The sequence below is a fragment of the Thalassospira lohafexi genome, assembly GCF_002844275.1.
GTDB lineage: Bacteria > Pseudomonadota > Alphaproteobacteria > Rhodospirillales > Thalassospiraceae > Thalassospira > Thalassospira lohafexi.
In genome coordinates, this window is record NZ_NXGX01000004.1 from 438,093 (window position 1) to 455,752 (window position 17,660).

General features: G+C 56.0%; 25 protein-coding genes. 16 read left to right on the top strand and 9 right to left on the bottom strand.

The window, feature by feature from the left end:
• Positions 1 to 16: 16 nt before the first annotated feature.
• From COO92_RS11790 to COO92_RS11800, 3 genes are all read left to right on the top strand, one after another.
• Positions 17 to 1,429: a hypothetical protein gene (locus COO92_RS11790; RefSeq protein WP_101302312.1), complete on the top strand. Its 1,413-nt coding sequence runs from the start codon at positions 17 to 19 to the stop codon at positions 1,427 to 1,429.
• 284 nt (positions 1,430 to 1,713) lie between these two features.
• Positions 1,714 to 2,820, top strand: a complete 1,107-nt coding sequence (locus tag COO92_RS11795; RefSeq protein WP_101302314.1) for a phage head spike fiber domain-containing protein — start codon at positions 1,714 to 1,716, stop codon at positions 2,818 to 2,820.
• 9 nt (positions 2,821 to 2,829) lie between these two features.
• Complete coding sequence (locus COO92_RS11800; protein ID WP_101302315.1) at positions 2,830 to 3,168, top strand: hypothetical protein; 339 nt, start codon at positions 2,830 to 2,832, stop codon at positions 3,166 to 3,168.
• Positions 3,169 to 3,218: 50 nt separating this feature from the next.
• Here the strand turns inward: COO92_RS11800 and COO92_RS11805 are convergent, their stop codons facing one another.
• Positions 3,219 to 3,818 (bottom strand): hypothetical protein, encoded by a 600-nt coding sequence (locus COO92_RS11805; RefSeq protein ID WP_101302317.1) that lies wholly within the window; start codon positions 3,816 to 3,818, stop codon positions 3,219 to 3,221.
• Positions 3,819 to 4,323: 505 nt separating this feature from the next.
• Here COO92_RS11805 and COO92_RS11810 point away from each other — a divergent pair.
• The 4 genes from COO92_RS11810 to COO92_RS11825 all read left to right on the top strand — a co-directional run bounded on the left by COO92_RS11810 (position 4,324) and on the right by COO92_RS11825 (position 6,046).
• On the top strand, positions 4,324 to 4,737 hold the full coding sequence (locus tag COO92_RS11810; RefSeq protein WP_101302319.1) for an MbcA/ParS/Xre antitoxin family protein: 414 nt from the start codon (positions 4,324 to 4,326) through the stop codon (positions 4,735 to 4,737).
• Positions 4,737 to 5,435, top strand: a complete 699-nt coding sequence (locus tag COO92_RS11815) for an RES family NAD+ phosphorylase (RefSeq protein ID WP_101302321.1) — start codon at positions 4,737 to 4,739, stop codon at positions 5,433 to 5,435. Before COO92_RS11810 ends, COO92_RS11815 begins: the two co-directional genes overlap by 1 nt.
• Before the next feature lie 79 nt (positions 5,436 to 5,514).
• Complete coding sequence (locus COO92_RS11820) at positions 5,515 to 5,760, top strand: type II toxin-antitoxin system ParD family antitoxin (protein WP_101302323.1); 246 nt, start codon at positions 5,515 to 5,517, stop codon at positions 5,758 to 5,760.
• Complete coding sequence (locus COO92_RS11825) at positions 5,750 to 6,046, top strand: type II toxin-antitoxin system RelE/ParE family toxin (protein WP_101302325.1); 297 nt, start codon at positions 5,750 to 5,752, stop codon at positions 6,044 to 6,046. Before COO92_RS11820 ends, COO92_RS11825 begins: the two co-directional genes overlap by 11 nt.
• A gap of 94 nt (positions 6,047 to 6,140) precedes the next feature.
• Here the strand turns inward: COO92_RS11825 and COO92_RS11830 are convergent, their stop codons facing one another.
• A complete protein-coding gene (locus COO92_RS11830; protein WP_101302327.1) occupies positions 6,141 to 6,587 on the bottom strand; it encodes a hypothetical protein in 447 nt (148 codons plus the stop codon).
• Between the two features lie 136 nt (positions 6,588 to 6,723).
• On the opposite strand from COO92_RS11830, the gene terL reads away from it, so the two are divergent.
• From terL to COO92_RS11855, 5 genes are all read left to right on the top strand, one after another.
• Positions 6,724 to 8,217, top strand: coding sequence for a phage terminase large subunit (terL, locus tag COO92_RS11835; RefSeq protein ID WP_101302328.1), 1,494 nt, complete (start codon positions 6,724 to 6,726; stop codon positions 8,215 to 8,217).
• Between the two features lie 306 nt (positions 8,218 to 8,523).
• The gene (locus tag COO92_RS11840) at positions 8,524 to 8,829 is read left to right on the top strand and encodes a hypothetical protein (RefSeq protein ID WP_101302330.1); all 306 of its coding nucleotides are present in this window, start codon (positions 8,524 to 8,526) and stop codon (positions 8,827 to 8,829) included.
• A 327-nt stretch (positions 8,830 to 9,156) separates the two neighbouring features.
• A complete protein-coding gene (locus tag COO92_RS11845; protein ID WP_022732092.1) occupies positions 9,157 to 9,450 on the top strand; it encodes a hypothetical protein in 294 nt (97 codons plus the stop codon).
• A complete protein-coding gene (locus COO92_RS11850; protein WP_101302332.1) occupies positions 9,447 to 9,899 on the top strand; it encodes a cell wall hydrolase in 453 nt (150 codons plus the stop codon). The genes COO92_RS11845 and COO92_RS11850 overlap by 4 nt, the downstream gene beginning before the upstream one ends.
• Positions 9,900 to 9,913: 14 nt before the next feature.
• Positions 9,914 to 10,402 carry a 3TM-type holin gene (locus COO92_RS11855; protein ID WP_101302334.1) on the top strand — a complete coding sequence of 163 codons (489 nt, stop codon included), beginning with the start codon at positions 9,914 to 9,916 and terminating at the stop codon, positions 10,400 to 10,402.
• Between the two features lie 37 nt (positions 10,403 to 10,439).
• On the opposite strand, the gene COO92_RS11860 is transcribed toward COO92_RS11855, so the two are convergent.
• The 3 genes from COO92_RS11860 to COO92_RS11870 are packed head-to-tail and all read right to left on the bottom strand — an operon-like array spanning position 10,440 to position 11,933.
• Positions 10,440 to 11,267 carry an FRG domain-containing protein gene (locus COO92_RS11860; RefSeq protein ID WP_101302336.1) on the bottom strand — a complete coding sequence of 276 codons (828 nt, stop codon included), beginning with the start codon at positions 11,265 to 11,267 and terminating at the stop codon, positions 10,440 to 10,442.
• Between the two features lie 58 nt (positions 11,268 to 11,325).
• Positions 11,326 to 11,658 carry a type II toxin-antitoxin system RelE/ParE family toxin gene (locus tag COO92_RS11865; RefSeq protein ID WP_101302338.1) on the bottom strand — a complete coding sequence of 111 codons (333 nt, stop codon included), beginning with the start codon at positions 11,656 to 11,658 and terminating at the stop codon, positions 11,326 to 11,328.
• Positions 11,655 to 11,933, bottom strand: coding sequence for a type II toxin-antitoxin system Phd/YefM family antitoxin (locus COO92_RS11870; RefSeq protein WP_101302340.1), 279 nt, complete (start codon positions 11,931 to 11,933; stop codon positions 11,655 to 11,657). Before COO92_RS11870 ends, COO92_RS11865 begins: the two co-directional genes overlap by 4 nt.
• Positions 11,934 to 12,272: 339 nt before the next feature.
• On the opposite strand from COO92_RS11870, the gene COO92_RS11875 reads away from it, so the two are divergent.
• The 3 genes from COO92_RS11875 (at position 12,273) to COO92_RS11885 (ending at position 13,884) form a co-directional block, all read left to right on the top strand.
• Entirely contained in the window at positions 12,273 to 12,710 is a 438-nt protein-coding gene (locus COO92_RS11875) for a hypothetical protein (RefSeq protein WP_101302342.1), read from the top strand.
• 60 nt (positions 12,711 to 12,770) lie between these two features.
• Positions 12,771 to 13,130, top strand: a complete 360-nt coding sequence (locus tag COO92_RS11880) for a DUF952 domain-containing protein (RefSeq protein ID WP_101302344.1) — start codon at positions 12,771 to 12,773, stop codon at positions 13,128 to 13,130.
• 109 nt (positions 13,131 to 13,239) lie between these two features.
• Positions 13,240 to 13,884: an exopolysaccharide biosynthesis protein gene (locus COO92_RS11885; protein WP_240626413.1), complete on the top strand. Its 645-nt coding sequence runs from the start codon at positions 13,240 to 13,242 to the stop codon at positions 13,882 to 13,884.
• Between the two features lie 16 nt (positions 13,885 to 13,900).
• Here COO92_RS11885 and COO92_RS11890 read toward each other — a convergent pair whose 3' ends face one another.
• The gene (locus COO92_RS11890; RefSeq protein ID WP_101302348.1) at positions 13,901 to 14,128 is read right to left on the bottom strand and encodes a DUF1413 domain-containing protein; all 228 of its coding nucleotides are present in this window, start codon (positions 14,126 to 14,128) and stop codon (positions 13,901 to 13,903) included.
• Between the two features lie 147 nt (positions 14,129 to 14,275).
• Positions 14,276 to 15,385 carry an NADH:flavin oxidoreductase gene (locus tag COO92_RS11895; protein WP_101302350.1) on the bottom strand — a complete coding sequence of 370 codons (1,110 nt, stop codon included), beginning with the start codon at positions 15,383 to 15,385 and terminating at the stop codon, positions 14,276 to 14,278.
• Between the two features lie 173 nt (positions 15,386 to 15,558).
• Here COO92_RS11895 and COO92_RS11900 point away from each other — a divergent pair, with 173 nt between their 5' ends.
• Positions 15,559 to 15,942, top strand: coding sequence for a winged helix-turn-helix transcriptional regulator (locus tag COO92_RS11900; protein ID WP_101302351.1), 384 nt, complete (start codon positions 15,559 to 15,561; stop codon positions 15,940 to 15,942).
• Between the two features lie 14 nt (positions 15,943 to 15,956).
• Here the strand turns inward: COO92_RS11900 and COO92_RS11905 are convergent, their stop codons facing one another.
• Both COO92_RS11905 and COO92_RS11910 read right to left on the bottom strand, forming a co-directional pair.
• On the bottom strand, positions 15,957 to 17,306 hold the full coding sequence (locus tag COO92_RS11905; protein ID WP_165792336.1) for a HipA domain-containing protein: 1,350 nt from the start codon (positions 17,304 to 17,306) through the stop codon (positions 15,957 to 15,959).
• A complete protein-coding gene (locus COO92_RS11910; protein WP_165792337.1) occupies positions 17,290 to 17,523 on the bottom strand; it encodes a helix-turn-helix domain-containing protein in 234 nt (77 codons plus the stop codon). The genes COO92_RS11905 and COO92_RS11910 overlap by 17 nt, the downstream gene beginning before the upstream one ends.
• Positions 17,524 to 17,660 lie beyond the last annotated feature (137 nt).

Genomic DNA, 17,660 nt, shown 5'->3' on the forward strand with positions numbered 1-17,660 from the left:
CGGAGGGATCAGGGATATGGGGGCGGTTTTCACCAATCAGGCCACAGCATCCATCGGCTATCACGGCGATGGGGCACGCACGGATTTTCCATTTGGCTTTGATGTGTTTGACGTCGGTGATGTGCAGGTGTCGGTCAATGGCGCGGTGGTGACCACCGGGTTTCACATTGCGCTGGCCACGCATGATGATGCCATCGGCGGCACGGTGCGGTTTGAAACCCCGCCGGTTTTGGGGGCCGAGATCATTCTGGCCCGGATGCTGAAACTGCGGCGGCTTAGTGCCTATGGCAGTGTTGGCAGTCCGCGCGGCGATGCGCTTGATCGTGATCTGGATTATCTGACGGCTGCCCTTGGCGATGTCGATCGGGCCTTGGCGGGCACATTGCGGTTGGGGGCGCCCGATCTGGATCAGGCCAATATGACATTGCCCGCAATGGATGCCGGGCGGGCATTGATCTGGAACGATGCGGGAAACGGGTTATCGAATGGCCCAAAGGCCGATGAGATTGCCGGGGCGGGTCAAAACGCCGCCCTTGCCAAGGGTGCCGCCAGCCGGGCCGAGGCCGCACAAAGCCGGTGCGAAACCGCGCAAAAAGCGTTTGGGCAACATGATGCCGGGGCGATGATCGACCTTGATTTTCGTAGCCAGAATTTGCTGGGCTGGGAGGATGAGCGCCGGATGCCGGTGATTGATGCACCGACCAACCGCATCATGGACATTCGCGAAACCGGATCGCTGGTGCGGCTGTCAAACGGGGCACGGGCAACCTTGCCGGTGGCGACATTGGCGCGGAATGGCGTGCGATACCGGCTGTTTAATGGCGATGGCACGCAGGTGGATATCATGGCGGCCAGTGGCGATGTGATCACGCCGGTGAATGGGGCGGCGGACGCCATGCTTTATCCGTTGCCGATCCGGGGCGATATGGTTGATGTGATTTGTGATGGCGGGCGGTGGTTTGCCGCGCCGGTGCGTGAAAACGGGCCGATCGTCAAACTGCTGCGCACCGCCGCACAGGACATGCCCGCCGGTGGGGCGTTTTTAATCGAATGGGATCAGGTGACTGAAGACAGCCACAGCCTTTATGACAGTGCCGTTCACGGGGTTAGCAGCCTGCCGCCGGGGTTTTACCACGTTGATATCGGGGTGAAATTCCCGGTGACGGACGAGGTGGTGATGGTGAACCTGTATCTTGAACGTTTGGCCGGTGCCGGTGCCGGGGTTTGGACGACCCATATGCAATCATCGGACATCACCGCCATTGGCACGGGGGCTTATCACACGTTGCGCCTGAGTGGCGTGGCGCGGATTGATGTCGGGGCGGCAAATGGCCTTCGGGTCCGGCTGGCGCACAGCGATGCGGCCACCCGGCAGATTGGCGAAAGTAACATTCTGACCTGGTTTCATCTGCATCGGATTGGCGGGTAGGGCTGTTTTAAACCCGTTATTTCCGTGAAAGCGGGAATCTCGACGTTTGGGCACGTAGGGCATGAGATTCCCGCCTTCGCGGGAATGACGTTCGTTTCATGTCGCCGTTTTACATACCGTCATGCCCGCGTAAGGCGGGCATCCATGGTGGCGTTGGTTCGGTGTGGCGATAGGGATTCCCACTTTCGCGGGCATGCCGGGGACGTGCGGGCATCGGGCCGGGGGAACGCCAGAAACTGGCGATTTTCGACATTTTCAGTGATGACGATCAGGAGGAAACGCACATGGGATTGCGGTATCAGCCGCTTGCGGCCTGTATGAAATTTGCGCGCGCCAGCACCAAACGGATCCGGGGGATGGACGGCGTGCTGAGCCCGCAGCCCATCGACGCGCCGGGCTATGAATATGATGGCCTTGGTCGGGCGCGGGGGCTTCTTATTGAGGGGGCGGCGACCAATTTGCTTCGCTATTCAACCGCGTTTGACAATGCGCTTTGGGAAAAGAATGCCGGGGTTAGTGTGACCACCAGTACGGTTGCCGCCCCTGATGGCAGCATGAGCGCGATGGCGCTTGATCTTCCGGGCAGTTCCGGGGGCACGGATGGACTTTATCAGAATGTCGGGGATTTGACGGTCGGCGATACATACAGCTTCGCCGTCTGGATGCGGGCGGTGTCGGGGACGGCCGATGTCACCCTTGGCGGGATTGATGGGCCATCGGCGCAGGGGGTTACGCTGGATGAGGCGTGGCAGCGGGTGTCGGTGTCTGAGACGGCATCGGGGGCGACGCGTTATCCGAAAATCAGCACGGCGGTTTCGGGATTGGCCGCATCGGTGCTGATCTGGAATGCGCAGCTTGAAGCCGGGCCGGTTCCGAGCAGCGATATGATCAGTCACGGCATTCCCGCCGCCCGTGCGCCCGATCAGGTGATGCTTGATCCCGGTGACTGGTTTGCCCAAGGGGCGGGGACGTTTGTGTTTGATCTGGAATTGCCGCCTGCGTGGGACGGGATTTGGCGGATCGTGCAGCTTTACTCAAGCAGCCTGAATGATGATCATCTTGATCTTGGTTATGACAGTGATGCCGATCAGTTGCGGGTGAGCTTGCGCAAAGGTGGGCAGCCGATTGTCACCCAGTCGCTGTATGGCACGTTGTTGCCGGGAACGCGGGCACGGATTGCGCTGGCGTGGGAGGATGATGTGGTGGCGGTGGGGGTAAATGGGGCTGTGCTTAAAAGCCCGGATGGCTTTGCCCTGCCGCGCAATTTTACCCACATCGTGCTGGGGTCGTATGATGGTGTGGATAAGCATTTGAACGGGCATTTGCGCAATCTGGCTTATTGGCCGGAACGGCTTTCGGATGCGCGGCTTTTGGCGCTTTCAACGGTGTAAGGATAGGCCATGCGTGAACCAGAAAAAACCGATCCCGTCGCGACATTGCGCGAAGACCTGTTGCGCGATTTACCCGGTGATATCAAACGGGTGCGCAATGCCTATCGCCGGGCGGCACAGCAGGCCGCCCTTTTGCGTGACGCCAAGGATTTCACCGCCCATCAGACGGCGTGCAAGGCGGGGCTTGGGCATCTGGACTGCCTGATCAAGCTGTTGCGCTGGGCATCGGACGGGGACAAGGGGGCCGATAGCCGGACTGAGAAAGGCGCGGCACGGACGGGGGAGGATGTGGATGTTGAGAGGTTGATTAAGGAGGCGCGGGGGGCTTTGGCGGGGCGTGAGGGGTAGGAATATAGGGCGTGGGTAAAAGCGAGGCGATCTTTAGGTCATCTTGAAGTTTAGAAGCAAAATTTTTCTCTGTTTGCCTTACAATTAAACAGCCTGATCGCTTCGTCGGATTTTGTTTTCGCCTCACGAACCAATTTCCTGTGTTCTGCTGAATATATGTCGCGGATATCATCTAAATCAGAATTTAGATGGGATATGCAAATATTGGCAGCAAATTCTCCGTCGCGCTGACATTCCAATGGAAACCATAGTCCGATTATGGAATGTGGTACTTTCTGGTAAGTTTCCTCAACTTTTTCAGTTGAGCATTCGGGTGACATTTCGTTCTTGCACTTCGTTAGCGTAGAAAATTCTCTTTGAGCATCTTCTATACCAACACTTGTCTTGGTGACGCTGCATTCGATCATTCTGTCGAGGTAAGAAAAATAATTATTCATGCTTTGTTTGCAGGCGGCAAACTCATCGCGGTATTGGAAGCCGTCTTCCGTGTGAAGGGTTGAAACACAGAGCGGGGGCTCGGCGAGAAATAGATCAACATCCTCACAACCACGTGAATATGGTTCTACCGGCCAACTCGCATATTCTCGATCAGCCAATCCGCAGCCTGAAAGAGATAAGGCACAGAACAAATAAAACCATATGCTTTTCATCTATCTCTCCAGATTTTGATCTGATTTAGGATAATTAAGCCTATGAATAACGAAAGTTAATTATTTTCCAAAGGCGTCGTTCTTCTGTTTTTTTCATTCAGAGCAAGTTGCCAGAAATAGGCATGAGCCCGGCGTGCAGTTGTAATATTTGCGGCAATTGAGCACGTTACATCAGTATGTCGATTGCATCGACACATCTTGCCGACGTGTCGAAATTTTCCGGTTTTATCGACATGACGTGACGTGCGGCTTGAGGTTGCGCGGTGAGATTGGCGTGTGTGGCGCGTCTGTCTGGATTCCCGCCGTCGCGGGAATGACGGTTTTTTGGGGTGGGGTTTCCACGCGGTAGGGGGCGGTTTTGTGGGAAGGGCTTTTCCATTGCTTCGTCACTCCCGCGTAGGCGGGAGTCCATGGGACGGCGGGCTCGGTGGCGGGTTTTGCCGCTACGAGGGCTATTTGCCATTTGGCATAAATATGCTATATATATGCCAAATGGAGGATTGACATGGAATTCGCGATTGTAGAGCCAACCGGGGCGCGGCCCGAAGTGGGGGCGATTACCGAGGATGAGGCGGCGGCATTGGCGCGCGCCACGGTCAATCTGTTTGGCGTGTGGGATTTAAGTGATCAGGAAGCGCGCGTGTTGCTGGGCGATATGCCGGCACGCACATGGGCGCGGTGGAAGAAAAAGGATATCGGGCGGATTGATCGTGATTTGCGCACGCGCATGGCGATGCTGATCGGGATTCACAAAGGGTTGCGATACCTGTTTCGCGATCCGGCACGCGGTTATGCCTGGGTCCGCAAGCCCAATGCGGCGTTTGGCGGTGTCAGCGCGCTTGAGGTCATGATGCGCGGCGAGATTATGGATATTGTTGATGTTCGAAGCTACCTCGATGCGGAGCGGGGCGGCTGGTGATGGGTGGGGATGATGTTCCAACCCGGCATGTTGCGTGGCCGCAGTGTATTCGGATGATCCGGTCGATCTATCCGCCGATTGACCTGTTTGAAGACATTGCCGATCCCGCTGATTGGGAGGCCCTTGCATCGGCCGAGGCCAAGATGAACCCGCGCCTGCGCGAGAGTATCGGTACGCTGGCCAAGGTGCCGGTCGAGCGCCGGGTATCGGGGCCGGGGGCGAGTTATGTGATGGCGCCGTTTGTCCATTGTTCCCCCTATCGTCCGGGGCGTTTTTCCGATGGCACATACGGGCTTTATTACGCGGGCGACAGCCGGTCGGTGGCGATTGCCGAAACCGTGCATCATCACGCGCTCACCATGCGCGCCACCGATGAGGAACCGGGCTGGACATCGCAGTTTCGCGAGCTGGTTGGGCGGATTGATCATGTGTTTGACGATGTGAGCGGGATGGCAGCATTGCTTGACCCCGATGATTACGCGGCCTCGCAAAAGTTTGGTGCCGAACGGCGGACGGCCGGATCGGACGGGCTTTACTGGCCCAGTGTGCGCTTTGACGGGGGCGCCTGCATTGCGGCGTTCTGGCCCGATGTGGTGCCGGTTCCTGTGCAGGGCGATCATTTTTCCTATCACTGGAACGGGGAGGTTGTTGATTACGTCCGCAACCTTGCCAGTGGGGAGACGTGGCGGGTGCTTTAGGGGCGAGGGACTTGATGCCGGGATTGCACAGACAGTCGATACCAATATATAATACATCTTGGTATCAAGGAGGTTTGTCATGGCACGCAATACATCGGTTTCGCTTGGGGATCATTTCACCGGTTTCATCGAAGGACAGGTCCAGTCGGGGCGTTATGGCTCGGCCAGTGACGTGGTGCGGGCGGGGTTGAGGTTGCTGGAAGAGCATGAGGTGAAAGTCCGTGCCTTACAGGATGCGCTTATAGAAGGCGAGAAATCGGGCGTTGCGACCTCGTTTGACGGCGACGCATTTCTTGCGCGGATGAATGCCAGACATGGCGGGTAATCCGGAATATCGGATTTCCGCCCGGGCGGAGGCCGACCTTGAAGAAATCTGGCTTTATACACAGCAGCGCTGGTCTGCGAGGCAAGCCGATAGATACATTCGTGATTTTCTGAATGTCTTTGCCGAACTGGCAAGCGCAACGCGCATCGGGCAGAAATGCGATATTCGCGACGGATATTTCAAAATCGCCGCCGGGGCGCATGTGATTTATTACCGGCAGGCAGGTGACGCCATCGAGGTTGTCCGTATCCTGCATGGCCGGATGGATGTGAACCAGCATCTTTGATCGACATTTCCCCGTTTGTTTTTGGAAGATGCAAGACAGCGGGCTTTGGTCGCTCCGCTGTCTTGCCGATCACCTGCTGTTTTGCAGGTGCTATTTAGTATGACAGTGTCACAAGGCTGCATTTGGCGTTTTTGCTGCCATCATAGTCGTAAATGACCCTGAGAGGTTGACCGCCCGAGCTGAGAATAGGCAGATTGATCTGCCAGCGATTTGGGGTGCCTTCTGGTTTTGGGGTGCCTTTGCGGATTTCACTTTCGAGGTCTGATGGTGTGTTGATCCCGGCATCGGGACCACGTTGACGTACGCGTCCATAAAAATGAAATCCGTTATCTTGCCAATTGGCGGACAGCATTTTCGCCCATTGGTTGGGAGTGACGTTGTTCCAGAACTGGTCGGCAACGCTGCCGCTCAGCGAAAAGGTTGTTGGTGCGCAAAATTTGGGTGGGGCGGCATGGGCACTGCCTGCACCGATGAATGCCATCGCCAGCACAGCCCAAAAGGCCGCCAGGATGAAGCGCCACGCAGAATGTGTCTTCTTCATTTAAGGGGTCTCCCTGGATATTGGAAAGTGTGCCGCCCCGTTTCAAACAGGTCTGTAACGGGCAGGCAGGACTGAAGACGCTGAGCGGTGCCTGCAGTGATGAGTTAAACCGAAAAATCCAGAAAAGGAGCGACAGATGCCAATCGCGGGCTTTGCCGAATTCGTCTGGATCTGGGACCGGATGGTGGGGGTGGCGTTGCCGGCCCATCATCGTGCTATGGCCAACTGGTTGGAGGAGTGCTGGAAAAGCGGGCGGCATGAGCTGTTGATGATGGCGTTTCGCAGTTCGGGGAAATCAACGCTGGTCGGGTTGTTTTGTGCGTGGGTGCTTTATGGCAATGCGGATGTGCGCATTCTGGTGCTGGCGGCCGATCTTGAGCTGGCGAAAAAGATGGTGCGCAACGTCAAACGCATTGTGGAGCGCCATCCGCTTCTGGCCGGGCTGGTGCCGGGCGGCAGTGCCGATTGGGGGACGGAGCGGTTTACGGTTAAGCGGGGTGCGGTGTTGCGTGATCCGTCCATGCAGGCGGTCGGCATTGGTGGCAATATCACCGGGTCGCGGGCCGATGTGGTGATTTGCGATGATGTCGAGGTGCCCAAAAACAGCGATACCGCCCATAAACGGGCCGAACTGCGCGAAAAATTGAGTGAGATTTCCTATGTGCTGTCGCCCGGTGGCACGCAGCTTTATGTCGGCACGCCGCACAGTTTTTATTCGATCTATGCCGATGAGGTCCGCCCGGAAACCGGCGAAGCGGCACCGTTTTTGAATGGTTTTTCACGGTTTACCCTGCCCATCGTCAATGAGCATGGGGCGTCAAACTGGCCGGAACGGTTTGATGCGGGCGCGATTGCCGCAATTAAATCGCGCACATCACGGCGCAAGTTTCAAAGCCAGATGATGCTTGAAATGATGGCCCCTGTCGCCGGGATGCTCGACCCCGCAAAACTTAAATTCTATGACGCGGCGCGTGAGATTGAACATGCCAACGGGCGGCTTCGGCTGCGCATCGGGGACCGTCATATGGTGGCGTCGGCCTGCCATTTTGATCCGAGTTTTGGATCGGCAACCGGTGACGGGGCGGTGGTGGCGTGTGTTTATATCTGTGATCAGGGTGAATACTGGTTGCATGATCTGGCGTGGCTGCGGGCGTCCGTGGTGCCAGAGGATACGGATGGCGCGCGCATGGATGAAGCCAGTCAGCTCTGTGTGCAGGTCGCAAACTTTATGGCCGGGCATCATTTGCCGTCTGTGCGGGTGGAAACAAATGGCATTGGCCGGTTTTTGCCCAATATCCTGCGCCGCGAACTTAAATCAATCGGATGGGCGGCCAGCGTCGTAGAACATCATGAAAGTGCCCATAAGGCGACCCGGATCGAGGATGCCTTTGGCGCAGTGCTGGGGGCCGGGTTGCTGCATGTGCATGAGCCGGTCCGCACAACGCCGTTTGTCCGCCAGATGCGTGAATGGCATCCCGATGGCAAGGATCATGACGATGGGCTGGATGCGGTGGCGGGCTGTATTTTAAGCGAGCCGGTGCGCCTGCCACGGGTGGAAATGCCGCTGAGACGGGCCGACTGGCGGGCATATGGCGGTGTTTTTAATGCCCAAAACGGGTTTAATCCGTAACGGGACCGTTTACAGGCAGTGAGGGAGTAAAAAACTTTTCTCACAATGCCAAGTGGTTAGCGCCGATGCGTATCACAAATGTGAAATATTCATGGAATTTTCAGATTTGATGCTTACGTTTATTATATCAAAGAATAGTATTTGGCAAAATTTACTATACTAAAGGTGACTTCAGTTAAGGCAGACAGCGGTCTGTCGCCGGAAGGCGGCCCCAATTTATTTTTTGATCAATTTGTTGATCAATTTAGCAGTGCAGGACACCAAGACGCCCCTTTTGGGCGCACCTGACTGCAAGGAGGCCTGACCATGTGGAAAACACTGAGCTTGATTGCCGTGGTGGCAGGTGCCGTTACGGTTGCATCCCCGGCCAATGCCGGGTCCCCGGTGTGCGGTGACCGTGCGAAAGTCATCAGCAGCCTGAGTGCGAAATATTCCGAAGAACCGATTGCCGTGGGTGTCACATCCAATGGCGGGGTGATCGAGGTGCTTAAGGCGCCCGACGGACAAACCTGGACCATTTTGTTCACCTATCCGTCCGGGCCAAGTTGCCTTGTGGCCTCTGGCGAGGCGTGGCAGGAACTTGAAGAAAAGATCAAGGGCCCGGCGGCCTGAGGCTGGTGGCGTGACTGATGGTTTGAGACGGGCGGCGTGAGAGTGATGGCTTGGAGACGCCAATGCGTTTCGCCGGATCAATGCGCCGGACTAGTTCGCCCGACTAATTCGCCGGAACAACGCGCCCGACCCTGGTTCGACACGACTTTATGCCGACCCTCTGACCGCGATGACGTGCGAAGATATGCGATGAGATGACCTCCTGAACTGACCCGCAAGCCGATTGGTTTGCGGGTCTTTTTTTGTTCTGCGGGGTGGGCATCTCGAAATTCCGGCACGTGCGGGGCCGGATGCCCCCTTGCCCCCCTTGGAAAAGGAGAGACCCCCATGACCCAACCGGTTGACGTGATCTGGTGGATCACGGCGGTCGAAATTCCGGCGGTGGCCAGCCTGTTCTGGCTGCACTGGCGCATGCGTTCGGAACTTCTGACCCGGATTGAACGCATGCGCAGCCGCCATGAAGGCGATGTTGGCGACCTGCGTGACGGGTTGGCGGAATTTAAACTCGACGTTGCGCGCAATTACGTTTCGATCCCGTACCTCAAAGACATTGAAAAACGCCTGACGGGCCATCTGTTGCGGATTGAGGCCAAACTTGAACACAAAGGATATTCCCAATGACGATGAATACTTTTGCCCCCCGAAATGATGTTGAAACCCTGACGGAGGCCGAAATTCTGGCGCGCACATTATACGGCGAAGCACGCGGCGAGGAGCTGGCCGGGATTGAGGCGGTGGCGTCCGTGATCCTCAACCGGGTGGCGTTTGCGCGGTCGCGCGGGCGCTATTGGTGGGGCAATGACATCAAGGCGGTGTGCCTCAAACCGGGGCAGTTTTCTTGCTGGAACCAAGCCGATCCCAACCGCAAAAAGTTGCTCGCGGTCAACCCGCGTGATCGTGCGTATCGGCTGTGCAAACGCATTGCCAACCGCGCGGTGACGGGCGATTTGCCCGATGCGACCGAGGGGGCGACGCATTACCACACCCATGCGGTTGATCCCTATTGGGCGCGCGGCCATGTGCCGGTGGCCGAAATTGGCAACCATTTGTTTTATCGCGGTATTTCGTAAAAAGGAGCCCGCCCATGATCCCCGCATTGCTCGCCCAGATCGGCCTGCCGCTCCTTATCAAAGCGGTGGGTGCTGGACTTGACCATATCGACAACCCGATTGCCAAAACGGCGGCCGATACATTGAAACAGGTCGAAGACGCCGTGACCAAGGGGGATGTCACCCCCACCCAAATTCTTGAAGCCAACCGCCACACCGAACGTATGGCCGAAATTGAACTGGCACGCGATACCAAAACGCTCACATCCATCAACCGCACCATCCGGGCAGAGGTTGCTAGCGAAGATGCGTTTGTGCGCCGCTGGCGACCGAGCTTTGGCTATGCCGTCGCACTCACATGGATCATGACCATGGGGGCGATTGCCTACGCCATTATCTTAACGCCGTTGCAGGCCCCGGCGATCATTGCGGCGCTGGTCAATACCAGCCCGATTTGGGGGATTGCGCTTGGGGTGCTTGGTGTGAGTGTGGTGAAGCGGAGTGCGGATAAGAGGAACAGCTAAATGAGATGGGGGAATTTTAGCCAGTCTGCGAAGATATCTAGAAATCTGAAAAAATGAACTGCCTGTAAGCTAAGTCTTGCATCAGGCCCTCGTGGTTGTCGAACAATGTATGAGCGTTGATATTCATCTTATCTAGCTTTCGAAGAACATATTTCTTTTGTTCTCCCGGTAAGATGAATTTTTTCACATTATGGGATGTGGGGTTGGCAACGACAGCATCGATGTGGTTCTTGAATACGATGTCTTTTTCTTGATTCTCGGCTAGGCATACTGTGTAACAGCTTTGCTGTCTATAATGTCTGGGGTGCGTTTCTATATACGGTCCTATCTCATGCCACATTGGTTCAGAAACCCATCCTGCTCGAGCTTTGCCAGCATATTCTTGGAATGCGTATATCGCGACATCCGTGTGACCATCAGAATTGGCATACGCAAAGAATGCTGCGACATACTGTGATAGGCTCCAATCAAGCAGAGGCGTTGGAAAGCCGTGATGGCGCGCGAAACACATCAATTCAAGCTTAGGCAAACTCTCCCAGAGCTTTAGATTGATAGGGTCTGTGCTAAAATCTTCGCATCTGAACTCGGTTAGAGAATTGATTGCCGGGACAATGCTTGAAAGTTTTCGATAATAATCTGAAGCGGAGAATGCTTCCGATCCTGCTAAATTGTTGCTTCGGAGAAATCTCTCCAGCGACGTTTCGAGGCCCCATCCAAAATTTGACTGACCGCGGAAAATCCATTCACTTACGACGGTGAAAGAGTTTTCTCGAGCCTTGTCATTGTCTACTAAAAGTTGAGATATTTTTGTCTCAAATTCATCCCAAGACAATCTTTCTTCAAGTTCGATTTTGTTTGTTTTCATTCTGCTTTCTTTTTATTTTGAATAAAAGGTGACCGTCCCCATTTATTCATGTGCTGACTTATTCTTCATCTGTATTCGTTGCTTTTGCCTGCCAATAATCCTGCCGTCCATGCCGGACGTGCAGGATTGAGACCTGATCTTCGCTGATACAGTAAAACACCCGCCACGGTGTGCCGCGCCCATAGAGCATGTGACGGATTTCCATATCGAACTCGGCACTTTCCGGAGCAACAGCGTGGGCAAAGGGCAGGGTTTGCAGACGCATCACAGCGTGACGCAGGCCATCACGCCATTGGGCGGCATAGGCCGGGTTTTCATCATAAAGCCAGTCATAGGCTGCGATGATATCGCGGCCTGCCTTGGGCGATATGATGACCCGGTAATGTTTCATCCGTCGCGGTTGGTGAGGTTGTCAAAAAAACTGTTGGCGTCTTCGCCTTTTTGATCGGCAATCTGGTGCAGGCCAGTACGAATGCCATCAACCGCATCGTTGTATTCCAGCCGATTTTGCATGTCCTGCCACGCCTTGGCATCCATCACAACCAAAGATGCCTTGCCATTGACGGTGAGGACGGTCGGTTGCTGGGTTTCTTGCAGGCGTTTGGTGAAGGCGACCGTGTCGCGTTTGAACTCGGTCAGTGGGCGAATATCCTTGGTGATGTCCATGTCGCACCTTTAAAGCATTTAATTAAATGCCAATTTAACATGATTTTGATGCGTGTGAAAGCGGGGCGTTTGACTTCGCCGATCCGGGAGGGCTGTGGTCTGCATCTTGCTACATGGACCCCCGCCTTCGCGGGGGTGACGGATGGGTGCGGGGGGCTGTCGGTGCGGGGGCTGTCACGAAGAAGGGGCGGGTTTTCTGTCATCTTCGTCATGCCCGCGCAGGCGGGCATCCAATGTTCTGAAGTGAGTTCGGCGCGCAACCTATGCGCAATACGCCGGTTGAACTTATCCTTTGGGTTGATATAGGGTTGGGGCCTGTTGACCACTTGGGAGGGCGTTGTGAAGGGTTTGTGTGCGGCACTGTTGCTTGGCGGGTTGGGGGTGTTTTTTGTGCGTGCCCCCGCGTTCGCGTCGGAAACCTGGGAGGTTTATGCGACAAGTTTCCCCGGCACCGGTGACGTGGCGTGCTATGTGACATCGCCCAACACGCATGTGCGGTTCAAGTTTTTCCGGTCGCGCGAATATGTCCAGCGCACACTGGAATTCGTTGCCCCCATAACCCAGCGTCTGGAAATCACCGCGCAGATTGGCGATAAGGTTTTCAAGGCGCCGGGCAATGATGTGTTTTACTGGACCGCTCCGGCAATCAAGACGGCCATTCTGGACGCCCCGGACATGACGGTTAGCTGGACCAGTCCTGCGGGTGTGGCGATGGAAAAGCAGGTTGATCTTGCCGGTTTCAAGGACAAGTACCGCGAATGTGCGGCACGGATATAGCGGGCAATAAGTTCGCCCTTTGTGCTTGCGGCGCGGGGTGCGACCCCCTAAATTCCATCCATGACAAACACAACAGATACTACAATCTATCGCGTACTGGGGTCGGACGAATGGGCGCAGGCCCTGTCAGACGGGCAGTATGACGGTGCGCCGCACGATATCGCCGATGGTTTTATCCATTTTTCGACGGGCGATACGTTGGCCGCAACCCTTGCGCTGCATTATGCCGGGCGCGATCATTTAAAACTTCTGCGCGTGCCGGTCGCCCCGATTGCCGATAAGCTAAAATGGGAACCGGCCCGTGGTGGCACGCTGTTCCCGCATCTTTATGATGTGCTGTCGGTGGAATATGTCACGCGCGTTGATGACGTGCGGCTGGGCGATGACGGGGTGCATGTGCTGCCCGAAGAATTGCGTTAAGCCACCTTATTGCTGATACCGCCCGGGGTGGAACCAAACCACCCCGCCCGACGTTGTCAGGATATGCGTATTTACCCTTTTTATAGCTGTTTTTATACCGGTGTCGGGCGTGCGTGCCTTGGGACTGGGACTGGTCCTGCCACACATGGGCGGAGCCACCATCATGGATAAACCCGACATCACATCGGTGCGCGAGATTGTCGCGCGCCTTGAACGCCGTGGTGAGGGCGCCAGCATGGTGTCGGTTGGCGATATGGTTTCGGAATTTGGACGGCGCAGCCATGGGCCGTTCTTGTTCCTGCCAGCCCTGATCGGGGTGTCGCCATTGTCGGGGATCCCGATGGTGCCGGCCTTTCTGGCGATTATCATCGCGCTTTTTTCCCTGCAAATCCTGTTGGGGCGCGATCACCTGTGGCTGCCCGATTTTATTGCAAAACGCCATGTTAACGGCGCGCGGGTTCAGCACGCGATGGACCGGCTGACCCCGACGGCACAGCGGATGGACCGCTGGTTTGGTGGGCGGTTGGCCCATCTGACCGGGCCGATTGGCATCCGGGTGGCGGCCCTTGTCTGTCTGGTGCTGTCGTTCACCGTGCCGTTTTTTGAAATGGTGCCCTTTGCCGGGATTATTCCGATGATGGCGATTGCCGTGTTTGGTTTGGCGATCACGGTGCGCGACGGGGCGTTGATGATTGGCGGGCTTGTCCTGACCACCGGGGCGGTGGTGTTTTTGGGGCCGATGGTGTTGGGTTAGGCCTTGATCAATGCCATCATCCGGCCCAGTGATAGAGCCGTCCGCCATCCTTTTTTCTACCAGTATCGGTAACACCGGGCAGTTCGCCCGCCCGCACGGCATCCATGAAGGCATGGCCGAGCTTGACCTTATCGCCGATGTAAAGTTGGTCCCACCCCGAACCATAGATTTCGGGGAAATGAAACGGGCCGGGGGTGCGGGTTTGTAGGGCGGAGATCAGGGTGTTGAGATCAAGTTTTGGCATGGCCCCAGCGTAGCATATTTGCCGGTGGAGTGCAGCCGCAGCCGGGCGTGCGAAACTAAACAGTGTTAACGTTGCCAGCATAAAAAAACAGCCCGCCGGTGAGTGGCGGGCTGTTTTGTGGTGGATGCGATACGCGCGCGGTGGGTTTTACACCAGTTCGGCCAAGGCGGCGGGGTTGAAGTCTTCGAGACTGTCAAACGCGCCTTTTTGCACCTTGTTGGTCCACTGCGCATCAGAGATCAGCGCACGGCCGACGGCGATCAGGTCAAACTCACCCTTCTCCATACGCTCGGTCAGGGCATCAAGCCCGGCCTTTTCCGAAGATTCGCCCGAAAACGCGCCGATGAAGTCCGATGACAGGCCGACAGAACCGACCGAAATGGTTGCGGCCCCGGTCAGTTTTTTGGCCCAACCGGCAAAGTTCAGGCCCTTTTCGCCGTCCAGTTCGGGGAATTCCGGTTCCCAGAAACGGCGTTGCGACGCGTGAATGATATCCACCCCGGCCTCAACCAATGGGGCCAGCCAATCGGTCATTTCATCGGGGGTGGTGGCAAGGCGGGCGGTGAAATCCTGCTGTTTCCATTGGCTGACACGCAGGATGATCGGGAAATCTTCGCCAACGGCCGCACGCATGGCGCTAACCACTTCGCGGGCAAAGGTCGATCGTTCCTTGATTGTTTTGCCGCCAAAGCGATCGGTGCGCAGGTTGGTGCCCGACCAGAAGAACTGATCAATCAGATAGCCGTGTGCGCCGTGAATTTCAAAGGTATCAAACCCGGCGTTTTTGGCATCAAGGGCGGCCTTGGCAAAGGCGGCAATGGTGTCGGCAATGTCAGACTCAGACATGGTGTTGCCGCGCGGCTCATCGGGGCCAACAAGGCCAGACGGGCTTTCGACCGGGGCATCTGGTTCCCATTCGGTATAGCGGGTGGAGCCGGTGTGCCAGATTTGCGGGCCCATTTTGCCGCCAGCCTCATGCACGGCCTTGGCAACATTGGTCCAGCCCGCCATGGCGTCAGCGCCGTGGAAAAACGGAATGGCCGGATCATTGCGCGATGCCGGACGGTCCACAACCGTGCCTTCCGACAGGATCAGACCAACGCCGCCTTCGGCGCGCTTGCGGTAATATTGGGCATTGATCGCACCGGGAACGCCGTTTTCGGCCTTGGTCCGGGTCATCGGCGCCATGACGATACGGTTGGGCAGGGTCAGGGATTTCAGCGCAAAGGGCTGAAACAGAATGTCTGTGTTGCTCATCGCGGAGCCTCCGAAACTATGAAAGTCTATGTTGGAGACTAGATATATGATATATACTTGGTGTCAATGAGGCACCTTTATGAAACCAGGTATACTCAAGGAAACCACCCGCGCCATGACGGGTGGGCAATGTGGGACGCAAAGCACCGGGAAGAGGACCGGAAAGAGGAAATATGATGATGAAAGAATGTTCGATTGAGAAATTTAGCGCCGACTGCCCGTCGCGCCTGCTGTTTGATCAGATTGCCGATAAATGGTCGATGATGATTTTGGCGGTGCTGGCCAAGGAGCCGCTTCGGTTTAACGCGATCAAGCGCGGGCTTGAGGGCATCACGCAAAAGGCCCTGACCCAGACGCTGCGCAAACTTGAGCGCAACGGCATCATTGCGCGCCACGTGATCGCGACATCGCCGGTCGCGGTGGAATATGAAATCACCCCGCTTGGCCGCACCCTGATTGAACCGTTCAAGGCCCTTTATGCCTGGACCAATGATAAAATGCCCGAGGTTGAGGCGGCGCGGGCGGCGTTTGATGCGCGGATGGGGGAGAAGGTTTAGGAGCCTCAGTATTCCTAGGAACCGATGCCCCAGCCGCCGCCCTGTGCGATGAAGGCGTCGCGGGGTGTTTGTCTGACTGCGACATTGAGTATTTTGGCAAGGGTCGCGATATTTTGCGCGATCATATCCCGGCAGGCTTTTAAGCCGCTTCCTTCGAGTGTTTCCAGATTGTCTTCGATGGCCTGAAGAAGTCCGCACAATTCATTGAAGTATCGGGTGCGGGATTTTTCGGTGCGCATGATGCGGTTAAATCCGATCCCGGAAAGGAAGGCGGCGACATCAGATGGGGTCAGGTCCTCAATCTTTTTGGCCTGACCGATATGAAACGAAAAATCATGGGTGACGGATGGGTCAAGAACCACCGGGACAATGTCATAGGCCGGGGCGAGGTGCGGCTTTTGGCCGTGTGCCGGATACAGGATCGCATGATTTTTGGCATGATTGTCGGTATTGCCGACCACCAGATTGAAGATGGATAAAAGAACAAAATTCTGCCGCGAGATGAGCGGGACGTCGGTTTCACCAAGGATATACGATACGCCCGCTGCGGAAAATTTGTGATCGTCATTGCCGTTGCGTTCATATTTCAGGGTCGGGGCCAGCGAGAGCGCCTGACAGAAATCTTCCTGATGAATGCGATAGATTTTTCCGTTTTCGATTTTGCGATCAAACCGTTCAATCAGAAGGGCCGTACCGCCAGAAACCTCAATCGGGTTCACATTTGCCACGGGCAGGGGCAAGACTTTGGATGCGAGTGTCATCAGGGCAGCTTCCTGATGAACAAGGGCCTCGTCGCCCTGTTTTGGGACTTTGATAATATGTGTGGTCGGTGCGCCAGAGCCCGGTTTGGGCAGGGCGAACTGTTGGTTTTCAAGGCGCGTGACCGCGATCTTTCCTTGAACCCCGGCCAAGGGGGATGGATCATTTTGGCCGTCTGGAAGCCGTCGCCGGTCGCGCAGGTTGATCAGGATGTCATCAAGGTCTTTGGTTGAAACCCGATCATAATCACGGGAGATATCGCCGGGCATTTTGGCCGGTTTTTCGCCCGAAGGGACGCAGGATATCGCACCGGGACAATCGCGGCCGACGTGATAAAGCAATCCGGCGATGTCATCGCGGTCAATGCGGTGTTTTGCCATGACTTGTTCAAGGGAATTGTTTTCCTGCAACAGGTTGGCAAAGAAGCCGCGCGTTTTGTGATCGGTAAAATGTTGCTGCGAGGCGGGCAGCGAGATCGACAATTGGGTGTTCGTGCGAGCCGCATCATCGCTGTAGACAAAGCCAAGCGATTTGTCAGCAGCGCCGTTAAGCTGGCCGATGGGGGTGTCGAGCCCTTCGAGATACACATCAAGCCGTTTGGTCATCAGATGCGTCCTCATACCCCAGTTTAAGGCCAAGTTCCCGGCAGACATCCAGCGCCAGGCCGACATTGACGCCGGGCATGCCTTTTTCCAGCTCGCCAATCAGTTGCCGTGACACGCCCATCATTGACGCAAGATAGGCTTGTGTCATTTTCAACCGCTTTCGGCGTGTGCGAATGGCCGTGGCAAGGTCATGTGTATCTTTGATGAAGGCTGTCATGTCGCGGCCTAAAATGTCAGGAATATTTGACATTATGCGGCAAATGACGGGAAAGTCAACAAATGTCAGGAATAACTGACAAAACTGTCAATTCTTGAGGTTTCCCCCGAAAATGTTAGATATAGCTTACATTGTTG